The sequence below is a fragment of the Microcystis sp. M_QC_C_20170808_M3Col genome (assembly GCF_007095505.1).
In the GTDB taxonomy this organism is placed as follows: Bacteria; Cyanobacteriota; Cyanobacteriia; order Cyanobacteriales; family Microcystaceae; genus Microcystis.
In genome coordinates this window covers 1-8,504 of the sequence record NZ_SFBY01000460.1, presented here as the reverse complement: position 1 = coordinate 8,504, position 8,504 = coordinate 1, and the positions used below count along the sequence as shown (strand labels likewise).

General features: G+C 43.2%; 13 protein-coding genes. 6 read left to right on the top strand and 7 right to left on the bottom strand.

The window, feature by feature from the left end; all coding sequences use genetic code 11:
* Positions 1 to 152 (bottom strand): helix-turn-helix domain-containing protein (locus EWV84_RS21105; RefSeq protein ID WP_287079875.1); only part of this gene is annotated, 152 nt, incomplete at its 3' end.
* 91 nt (positions 153 to 243) lie between these two features.
* Between EWV84_RS21105 and EWV84_RS21100 the strand changes: the two genes are divergently transcribed.
* Positions 244 to 684 carry a hypothetical protein gene (locus tag EWV84_RS21100; protein ID WP_287079871.1) on the top strand — a complete coding sequence of 147 codons (441 nt, stop codon included), beginning with the start codon at positions 244 to 246 and terminating at the stop codon, positions 682 to 684.
* Here EWV84_RS21100 and EWV84_RS21095 read toward each other — a convergent pair.
* On the bottom strand, positions 681 to 968 hold the full coding sequence (locus tag EWV84_RS21095; protein ID WP_061430502.1) for a YggT family protein: 288 nt from the start codon (positions 966 to 968) through the stop codon (positions 681 to 683). The two genes, EWV84_RS21100 and EWV84_RS21095, sit on opposite strands and share 4 nt — an antisense overlap.
* Positions 969 to 1,285: 317 nt before the next feature.
* On the opposite strand from EWV84_RS21095, the gene rplI reads away from it, so the two are divergent.
* The 4 genes from rplI (at position 1,286) to EWV84_RS21075 (ending at position 3,943) form a co-directional block, all read left to right on the top strand.
* Positions 1,286 to 1,744: a 50S ribosomal protein L9 gene (gene rplI / locus EWV84_RS21090; protein WP_012264300.1), complete on the top strand. Its 459-nt coding sequence runs from the start codon at positions 1,286 to 1,288 to the stop codon at positions 1,742 to 1,744.
* Between the two features lie 99 nt (positions 1,745 to 1,843).
* Positions 1,844 to 2,428, top strand: a complete 585-nt coding sequence (locus EWV84_RS21085; protein WP_286824469.1) for a chromophore lyase CpcT/CpeT — start codon at positions 1,844 to 1,846, stop codon at positions 2,426 to 2,428.
* Positions 2,429 to 2,450: 22 nt separating this feature from the next.
* Complete coding sequence (gene xth, locus EWV84_RS21080) at positions 2,451 to 3,251, top strand: exodeoxyribonuclease III (protein WP_287079866.1); 801 nt, start codon at positions 2,451 to 2,453, stop codon at positions 3,249 to 3,251.
* 137 nt (positions 3,252 to 3,388) lie between these two features.
* Positions 3,389 to 3,943 (top strand): hypothetical protein, encoded by a 555-nt coding sequence (locus EWV84_RS21075; RefSeq protein WP_286824476.1) that lies wholly within the window; start codon positions 3,389 to 3,391, stop codon positions 3,941 to 3,943.
* Here the strand turns inward: EWV84_RS21075 and EWV84_RS21070 are convergent, their stop codons facing one another.
* From EWV84_RS21070 to EWV84_RS21050, 5 genes are all read right to left on the bottom strand, one after another.
* Positions 3,944 to 4,261, bottom strand: a complete 318-nt coding sequence (locus EWV84_RS21070) for a hypothetical protein (RefSeq protein WP_287079865.1) — start codon at positions 4,259 to 4,261, stop codon at positions 3,944 to 3,946.
* A gap of 95 nt (positions 4,262 to 4,356) precedes the next feature.
* Positions 4,357 to 5,250, bottom strand: coding sequence for a beta-carotene hydroxylase (gene crtR, locus EWV84_RS21065; protein WP_287079864.1), 894 nt, complete (start codon positions 5,248 to 5,250; stop codon positions 4,357 to 4,359).
* 149 nt (positions 5,251 to 5,399) lie between these two features.
* The gene (locus EWV84_RS21060) at positions 5,400 to 5,777 is read right to left on the bottom strand and encodes a helix-turn-helix domain-containing protein (RefSeq protein ID WP_287079862.1); all 378 of its coding nucleotides are present in this window, start codon (positions 5,775 to 5,777) and stop codon (positions 5,400 to 5,402) included.
* 101 nt (positions 5,778 to 5,878) lie between these two features.
* On the bottom strand, positions 5,879 to 6,532 hold the full coding sequence (locus EWV84_RS21055) for an ester cyclase (protein ID WP_287079873.1): 654 nt from the start codon (positions 6,530 to 6,532) through the stop codon (positions 5,879 to 5,881).
* A 190-nt stretch (positions 6,533 to 6,722) separates the two neighbouring features.
* Positions 6,723 to 7,793: a 6-bladed beta-propeller gene (locus EWV84_RS21050; RefSeq protein ID WP_287079860.1), complete on the bottom strand. Its 1,071-nt coding sequence runs from the start codon at positions 7,791 to 7,793 to the stop codon at positions 6,723 to 6,725.
* A 241-nt stretch (positions 7,794 to 8,034) separates the two neighbouring features.
* On the opposite strand from EWV84_RS21050, the gene EWV84_RS21045 reads away from it, so the two are divergent.
* Positions 8,035 to 8,504: RpnC/YadD family protein (locus EWV84_RS21045; RefSeq protein ID WP_287079857.1), on the top strand; the 470-nt coding region annotated here is incomplete at its 3' end.

The following is an 8,504-nucleotide window of genomic DNA, read 5'->3' as shown; positions in this document are numbered from 1 at the left end:
GCGTAGCCTACTCTTTCTTGCTTTTCGTACCAAGCTTGTGTTCGTTCGTGGAGAGCTTTGTTGTAAACCAATCTTACACAGCCCAAAGTGCGCCGCAATAGCGACTCTTGTTCGGGTGTTGGGTAAAATCGAAACGAATAGGCTTTTTCCATGTCTCACATTTTAGCATATATTTCGTAAATGTGCTAATATTTAATAGTAAAGCCGTCGTAGAACGACGGGGTTTCAGACCCAAAATTTTCGATGACATCACGCTCGCTCACCGTTTTACTGCTTTCTGTTCTCTTCTGGCTGTCTAGCTGGATCATCATCCCTACTGCTCAAGCTTTGACCCCAATTCAACTATTAGATGTATCTTATAAAGAATGTCCCCCCGAATTAGCCGAGGGGAGTGTCACCAGTGGGGGAACCAGTTTTCCGGCTAATTGTTTTTTAATCACCGGCAAAGCTAAAAATAATTCTGGAAAAACCGTCTATGATGCCGATGTTTTTGGTCGGATTTACGATGCTAACGGGGAACCGGCTTTACAAAATCGTAGCCGAGTCGGGGCAATTCCAGAAGTGCCACCGGGGATTAGTGATTTCGAGATCAGAATTTCTGTTTCTACCAATCAACCAACCCCCTTGCGACTGGAAAAATTCAAAGCTTCCGGTTTTACCAGTAGTGTGGATCCGCGGATTTAGAAACTGCTACTGACCAAACTGCTGGCCCCTGTGGCTACGACACTCTGAACAACGTTGAGCAGCAGAAAAGCGAGAATCGGGGAAAAGTCCATCCCGCCTAGGGGTGGGATAATCGAGCGAAAGAGGTTTAAATAGGGATCGGTAATCGGACTGAGAAAAGACATAATCTGATAGGCCCAACCGGCATTTTGGAACCAAGTCAGTAAAACCCTAACAATTAGAATTACCGAGTAAATTTGCAGGAAATTGTTGATTATCGTCAAAATAAACCCTATATCGCTCATAAATAAATCTTTCCTCAAGAAGGCGTGATGGTTAGTTTAGCTTTGATCTTACCAAAAAAATGGTCTTTAGTTACTCTCTCCGCCCTGTCTTACTGGTTTTAACCAGCTATCGGCATTCCTCCCAGTTGACGGACACCGGGTAAGAAAACTGGATACAGCAGTTATCTTAATGGTGAGGTACGAAGTTTTCCTTTTCGGGAGACTCGGATTGTTCAAGTAGTTTTTCCATAGCTAACTGACGGTCCGGATGGGAGGACACATAAAAACGATTGCATGGTATGATAGGGGTTTTGGAACTATTGTTTTAGGTCAAGATCATGGCGAAACGAATGCAGGTTATCCTCAATCAAAAAGTCAGCAAATTAGGCGAAAATGGCGATGTGGTAGAAGTGGCACCCGGTTATGCGCGCAATTACCTTATCCCCCAAGGTGTGGCTGTTTTAGCCACCAAAGGCGCGATTAAACAGGCAGAATTTAGGAAAGAAAAAGAGCGTCAACGTCTTCTGGCCGAAAAACAAGAAGCGGAAACCAGAAAAACTGCGATCGAAAAACTCAGTCCCTACAGCATCCCTAAACAGGTGGGTGAAAACGAGGCAATTTTCGGTACTGTCACCAGTCAAGATGTGGCTACGGTTATTCTAGAAAATGCTAAATTAGAAATCGATCGCCGTGGTATTACCGTCCCCGATATCGGTCAATTGGGAGTCTATAAAGTACAAGTCAAACTCCATCCCGAAGTTAGTGCCGATATCGAAATTAAAGTAATTGCACAATAACAATTGTCGGGGCATAGTTATCAGTAATCAGTGAAAATTTATCAGAGCGATTAACTAGCTGATGGCTGATAGCTAATAGCCATTCACATCTCAAAAACTATGACTCATTCCACGGACATAAAAACCCTAGCGCGCTGGATGGCGGCGGATTTTAGTAATCAAGAACAAGCTTTTGCTAATCCGCCTTTTTTTGCCCATATTCGCGTGTGTATGCGTCCTTTGCCCGATGAATTACTGAAGGGAACCAGCTTATTTTTAGAGCAGGCCTACGATTTTATGCTCAATACTCCCTATCGTTTGCGAGTATTTAAATTGTCGGTAGTCGATGATCATATTGAACTAGAAAACTTTAAAGTTAAAGAGGAAGCTAACTTTTTTGGTGCTTCTAGAGAACCCCAGCGTCTCAAAAATCTCACCTTAGACCTATTAGAACCGATGCTGGGTTGTGATATGAATGTAACTTGGACAGGTAACAGTTTTAAAGGGGTGGTGAAACCGGGTAAACAATGTTTAGTCTTTCGCAAAGATAGAATGACTTATTTAGATAATAGTTTTGAAATTAGTGAACGGGGATTAATTAGCGTTGATCGCGGTTTAGATCCCGAAACCGATCAATTAGTCTGGGGTTCGATCGCCGGTCCCTTTGAGTTTGTGCGTCGCGCCAGTTTTGCTGAGGAAGTGTGAGAAAAATTCTCGGTTTTTAGCTATGAAAATCGCCACATGGAATGTCAACTCGATTCGCAGCCGACAAGAGCAGGTAATTAACTGGTTACAACTCAATCCCGTTGAGGTTTTGTGCTTGCAAGAAACCAAGGTAATCGATCGAGATTTTCCCAGAGAAGCTTTTGAATCTTTGGGTTATCATCTCTATATTTCTGGACAAAAAGCCTATAATGGTGTGGCGATTTTTAGCCGAAAACCCATGAGCGATATCACTATGGGATTTAGTCCAATTATCGGCGAAAATTTAACAGGAGAACTAGATGAACAGAAACGGGTAATTACTGGAGTAATCGGCGATATTCGGATTATCAATCTCTACGTTCCTAACGGTTCTTCCCTAGATAGTGATAAGTATATTTATAAGCTTAAATGGTTAGAAACTCTTAGGAAATATCTAGATAAAATTATTAATTCTCAACCTCAAGAATTATGTATCTGCGGAGATTTTAATATTGCCTTAGAAGATAAAGATATTTATGATGCCAAGGGCAAAGAAAATCATATTATGTCTTCAGCTAAAGAAAGAGAAGCTTTAGAAAAGGTCTTAGAAATTGGTTTACAAGATGCCTTTAGAAAATTCACCTCGGCAGCAGGACATTATAGTTGGTGGGATTATCGCAGCGGTGGTTTTTCTCGTAACCGAGGTTGGCGAATCGATCATCTTTATTTAACTCCTCAGCTATACGAAAAAGCCGTTAATTGTCTCATCGATCGAGAACCCAGAAAACAAGAAAAACCTAGCGATCATACCCCTGTTATTCTGGAAATATCAAACAAAAAATAGCTAAAGGATCAACCTAGACTTTGCACAGCCAGAATTTTGCTCTCTTAGCTTCCCTAACCGGGGACTTTCAGCTTGAGGATTTATTCGGTAACGAGAAAATGCTATGATTCGGGTTGAATTTACCAAGTTTATTAATTATGCGTTCTCCCCAATTAATTGTTCTATTGCTCGGTTTATCCCTTCTCCCCAGCATCTCCCCCGCTTTTGTCCACGCTAATCCCTCGATAGTGCCAGTGAAACAATCGAGTAGTAGCGATTGGGGACAAAAAATCAGCGAAGCGGAAATTAAAGCAATGATTGAAGACATTAAAACCGCTATTAAAGATAAAAATATCGCCCTAATACTCAAACACTATGCCCCATTTATTTCCTCGCAATTGACCATTAAAACCGATGCTAGTACCGAAATTTTTGAGTTAGATGGCATCACGGAACATAAAAGATTTTTAGAGGAATCCTACAAAAATATTAAAAGTATGGAGGTTCTTTCTGAGAATTGGGATGTGGATATTCTTGCTAATGACGAGATGGCGATAATCACTCGCGAGCGGGTAGTCAATATTACCAACATCGAGGGTGATAACTATATAGTGGCATCGGCAGCCGTGGCTAAAGTCGCTCCCATCGACGGCAAATTGAGGATATTTTCCATTCAAGAAACCGCCGAAGTGGGACGCAGACCAAAAAAATAATTAGTTTCTCCGGTTGGGACTGGCCCAACCCGACTCCCGGCGTCTTCGTCCCTCGATAAAACCGTCATCGTAGTCCCTGGAATTGCGCGGATTATCATAGCGGGCAAAGTTAAACCCGTCCTCTAGTCCGCGCTGAAATTCTTGCTCTGGTGGCACAAATCGATAACGTTGTCTATTATCCTGTACCGCTCGGTTGATTAACAAGGCCCCCGCTCCAATACCAACGGCCTCACCAAAGGTTAAAGACCTAGCATAATCGATGTTAATTGTCAAGAAAGTTGTTGTTAAAATTAAGGCTTTTCCCCAATGTTGACCCATAAAATCCTCCTTCAAAAAATCAAGTTGACAACAAAACCAGTACAGATACCGACTCCCCAAAAGGAAAACTTTCTACCTCACCATTACGATAACTGCTATGAGCTAGATTTAGAAGAATGGGAGTGAAAGCGAATCCCCAAGAAGACATCGTAGAGGAAACTCCAGAAATTCTTACCTTGCAGTAGGCCTAAAGACTGTTCACAATCTTTTGCGTCTAAAAGCGGTTTAGTGGCATAGTATGCCGGTTGGTATTTGTACCAGGGAATCGACGGCCAGAGATGATGCACGAGATGATAATTCTGCCCTAAAATCAGCAGATTTAAGAGAGGACTGGGGTAAACGCGGGCATTTTTCCAACGATTACGCTCTTGGAAAGGACGATGAGGAAGATAATCAAAAAATAAACCGAGGGCAATTCCCACCACTAAAGCGGGAACAAACCAAAAATTCATCACATAGCCAATAAAACCATATTGACAGGCGACGACGACTATGGTAGCAACAAAAAGACGACTGAGGAACCATTCCAGCAGTTCGTATTTTCGCCAGAGTTGCCGCTTAAAAAAGAAAATCTCGTGATAAAAAAATCTGGCCGCAATCATCCACAAAGGTCCACCAGTGGAGACAAAATGATCCGGATCATTTTCGGGATCGTTAACGTGAGCGTGGTGCTGTAAATGGACTCTAGTGAAGACCGGAAAGGCAAAACCGAGCATTAAAGCACTACCATGACCTAAAATAGCATTAAATGTCCGATTTCTATGGGCAGAATTATGAGAGGCATCGTGGATAACTGTCCCCGATAAATGTAAAGCGAGGACATTAGCACTAAAACAAATCCAGTCGGGCCAGGACCATAGCCAATAGCCACAGGTAGATAGGGTTATTAGGCTCAAGGCACTAAAAAACATGGTAACGTTTGGGTTGAAGCCCCCCGGTGCTTTTAAATACTCTTTGGGGACTGTCAGCAACATCTCGGCCGACTGCATTATGGGTGTTGCTCCTTATTGTGTTCGCTTTACTGGCGTAAATTATCATACTACGCCTTTTTCATAAAGTTTTGTAACATTATCTTAATTAATCTAAAGTTATGAGGAAAGTAAGGATTTGTTATATGGTTCCCGAAGGAAAAGCGAGGCTACAAGAGAAAATCACGGGCGCTTAACGCCAGTTTCGCACTTAAACGATTAAAAAATTCGGCTAGAGACTCGGCTTGAGAGGGGGCGATCGCCTGTTTCCCCGCTATCACCGATTCTACCCTATCCCGATCGCCGAAAATATCGATAAGACACTCCCTATCGATATCGAATTCATGCAGTAAAGATTCTAGCGTAGCGGTAGGATTTGTTCGGGCGATCGGATAATGTTTCCGCTCGTATTCTTCCACTAATAAGACCAGTAAATCGAATAATAGTCCTTCGTCATTGCTTAACTCCCGTGACATCATCCCTTCAATTATGCTTAAAAATCGCTCGTATTCTTGCGAGTTATTAAATCGAACCCCAGAAAAGCGCATCGCCCTGAATCCCCAATCAAGTAATCAATAGCTAGATGAAGTATAAGAAATACCAATAACAAAATCCTTGACAAAATGATTGGGATTGTCAGCAACCCCAATCACATAGGATTGGGCATTCTACTGGTTAACTTCATCAAAAATTGATGAGTATCAAAATAATGCTCGACAGACTCAAGTTTCAACTCCTCTGTGACTTTTGCCAGGCTAAGTCCAACAATTTCAACTGTTTCTCCCGTGGGTTGATGTGTTTGATAGTTACCCTTAAAAGTTCCCCAATGTCTCCATTTAAAGACGACGTTGGGAGGACCTGCCACAACTTCGATCAACTCCCAGTGAAAACCATCTGGGAAAGCAGCGTGGAAGAGATTGTAAGAAGATTCAAAGGTTTCATTAGAAGAACTGTATTGCTCTGAATCTCCAAGAAATAGGTTATATGTTCCTTGCTCTACAATATCTTCAGCAGTATATTCTTTGCCTCCATTAGTACTCATGCGGAATTTACCTTCCACCACAGAAAGCCACTGTTGAGGATTAGTCTTAAATGTTGCCTCCATTTCAAAAGTTTTCACCAGATTATGTGCGATCTGATTTAGAGATTTTTCGGCGTGATTAAATTTTCGTTCCTTTTCCAGATATCTATTGGTGTGCGAATAATCTGGACGATCTCCATAGCGCCATTGAATTTCATCAGCCTTGTTAATAACTTCTTCGCGATCTTGTACCCAAAGTGGCAAATTTTGGTCTTCACTCATCATTAAATTACCTCTTGACTATGATGCCGATTAGCTTACTGTAAGCAGACTCCTTTGAGTCAAGTATTCAGCACCAACAACAAACGTTTCCATCATTATTTATAGCTCTAATCTTCTGCCCCGACTCAATCAGTAACAAATCTTAGCTAACCGCTCGAATGTAAATCTCCGTTCCCCACCCCAAGCGCGATTAACGACGTTTAGCGAGGCGACGCACCACTAAACCACCCCCTAGTATCCCTAATCCGATAATACCAGAAGGTTCGGGAGTGGACACTGGCGGCTGACTTTGGCTGAATACCTGTACGCGATGGTTGTTCGTATCAGCCACATAGATATTACCACCGCTACCGACAGCGATACCGAGGGGGTCAAAGAACTGACCGTTCCCCGTACCCAAGCTACCGAAAGTGGACTGGAAGACACCACTAGAGTTGAATATCTGTACGCGATGGTTGTTCGTATCAGCCACATAGATATTACCACCGCTACCGACGGCGATACCGAAGGGCCTAAAGAACGCACCGTTCCCCGAACCGTTGCTACCGAAAGCGGACTGGAAGACACCACTAGAGTTGAATATCTGTACGCGATGTTTGTTAGTATCAGCCACATAGATATTACCACCGCTACCGACGGCGATACCGATGGGGTTAAAGAACTGACCGTCCCCCGAACCATGGCTACCGAAAGCGGACTGGAAGACACCACTAGAGTCGAATACCTGTACGCGGTTGTTGAGAGTATCGGCTACATAGATATTACCACCGCTACCGACCGCGATACCGATGGGGTTAAAGAACTGACCGTTCCCCGTACCGTAGCTACCGAAAGTGGACTGGAAGACACCACTAGAGTTGAATACCTGTACGTGATTGTTGCCAGTATCGGTTACATAGATATTACCACCGCTACCGACGGCGATACCGAAGGGCGTATTGAACTGACCGTTCCCCGAACCGTTGCTACCGAAAGCGGACTGGAAGACACCACTGGGGTTGAATACCTGTACGCGGTTGTTGAGAGTATCGGCCACATAGATCTTACCACCGCCATCGACAGCGATACCTCTGGGGAAATTGAACTGACCGTTCCCCGAACCGGCGCTACCGAAAGCGAAGGAAAAACTGGCCGCAGTGGCACTGGTGGCGATACTAATACAACCGATCGCAGTGGCCGTGACTAGAGAAAAGGATTTCAGCAGAGCCTTTGATAAGCCTTGCTTCTCCCCCCCATAATTGATAATTTTAACTAATAGCATAAGGCTCCACAAAATTAAACTGATTGCAAGCTACCCCTTCCTCTAGTAATTGTCAAGAAATTCCTGGTTAAGATGTGATAAATTTGCTGATATTTATAGAGTTTAGTCGATGATTAGAATTGAATTTTGCCGATAATATATTCCGCGCTACGATTCTCTTCGGCAATAGTTACGACAAATACAGGATGTCAACACCGGCGATCGAGGGTATCCTAGGAGAAACGGAAAGTAATCCCTGAAGATGTTTGATAATATTTGTAAATTTATTGCCGAAAACTTCTCCGATGATTTAGCCACTTGGTTATTAGGTTCTCCCCTCCCCTTAACCGTCCTCGACCCGACGGAATTACAATTAGACCCCATTCGTGCCGATTCTCTGATTTTTTTGCAGTCAGAGGAATTAATTCTCCATACCGAGTTTCAAACCGACCCCGACTCTAAGATTCCTTTCCGAATGCTTGATTATCGCATTCGCGTCTATCGTCGTCATCCCCAAAAACCAATGCGTCAAGTGGTAATTTATCTGCGACGCAGTGATTCCCCCCTAGTGCAAGAAAATACCTTCCGTCTGGGGGAAACCTTTCATTCTTTTCAAGTCATCCGTCTTTGGGAAGAAAATACACCACAATTTTTTCATCATCCTGGTTTATTACCCTTTGCCGTCCTCAGCAATACCGATGACCCCGAACAGGTGTTAAGTCAGGTGTCCCG

Excerpts from the sequence above, each read along its gene's own strand:
- EWV84_RS21100 (WP_287079871.1), top strand. The coding sequence starts at position 244 with ATGACATCACGCTCGCTCACCGTTTTACTGCTTTCTGTTCTCTTCTGG.
- EWV84_RS21095 (WP_061430502.1), bottom strand. The coding sequence starts at position 968 with ATGAGCGATATAGGGTTTATTTTGACGATAATCAACAATTTCCTGCAA.
- rplI (WP_012264300.1), top strand. The coding sequence starts at position 1,286 with ATGGCGAAACGAATGCAGGTTATCCTCAATCAAAAAGTCAGCAAATTA.
- EWV84_RS21085 (WP_286824469.1), top strand. The coding sequence starts at position 1,844 with ATGACTCATTCCACGGACATAAAAACCCTAGCGCGCTGGATGGCGGCG.
- xth (WP_287079866.1), top strand. The coding sequence starts at position 2,451 with ATGAAAATCGCCACATGGAATGTCAACTCGATTCGCAGCCGACAAGAG.
- EWV84_RS21075 (WP_286824476.1), top strand. The coding sequence starts at position 3,389 with ATGCGTTCTCCCCAATTAATTGTTCTATTGCTCGGTTTATCCCTTCTC.
- EWV84_RS21070 (WP_287079865.1), bottom strand. The coding sequence starts at position 4,261 with ATGGGTCAACATTGGGGAAAAGCCTTAATTTTAACAACAACTTTCTTG.
- crtR (WP_287079864.1), bottom strand. The coding sequence starts at position 5,250 with ATGCAGTCGGCCGAGATGTTGCTGACAGTCCCCAAAGAGTATTTAAAA.
- EWV84_RS21060 (WP_287079862.1), bottom strand. The coding sequence starts at position 5,777 with ATGCGCTTTTCTGGGGTTCGATTTAATAACTCGCAAGAATACGAGCGA.
- EWV84_RS21055 (WP_287079873.1), bottom strand. The coding sequence starts at position 6,532 with ATGAGTGAAGACCAAAATTTGCCACTTTGGGTACAAGATCGCGAAGAA.
- EWV84_RS21050 (WP_287079860.1), bottom strand. The coding sequence starts at position 7,793 with ATGCTATTAGTTAAAATTATCAATTATGGGGGGGAGAAGCAAGGCTTA.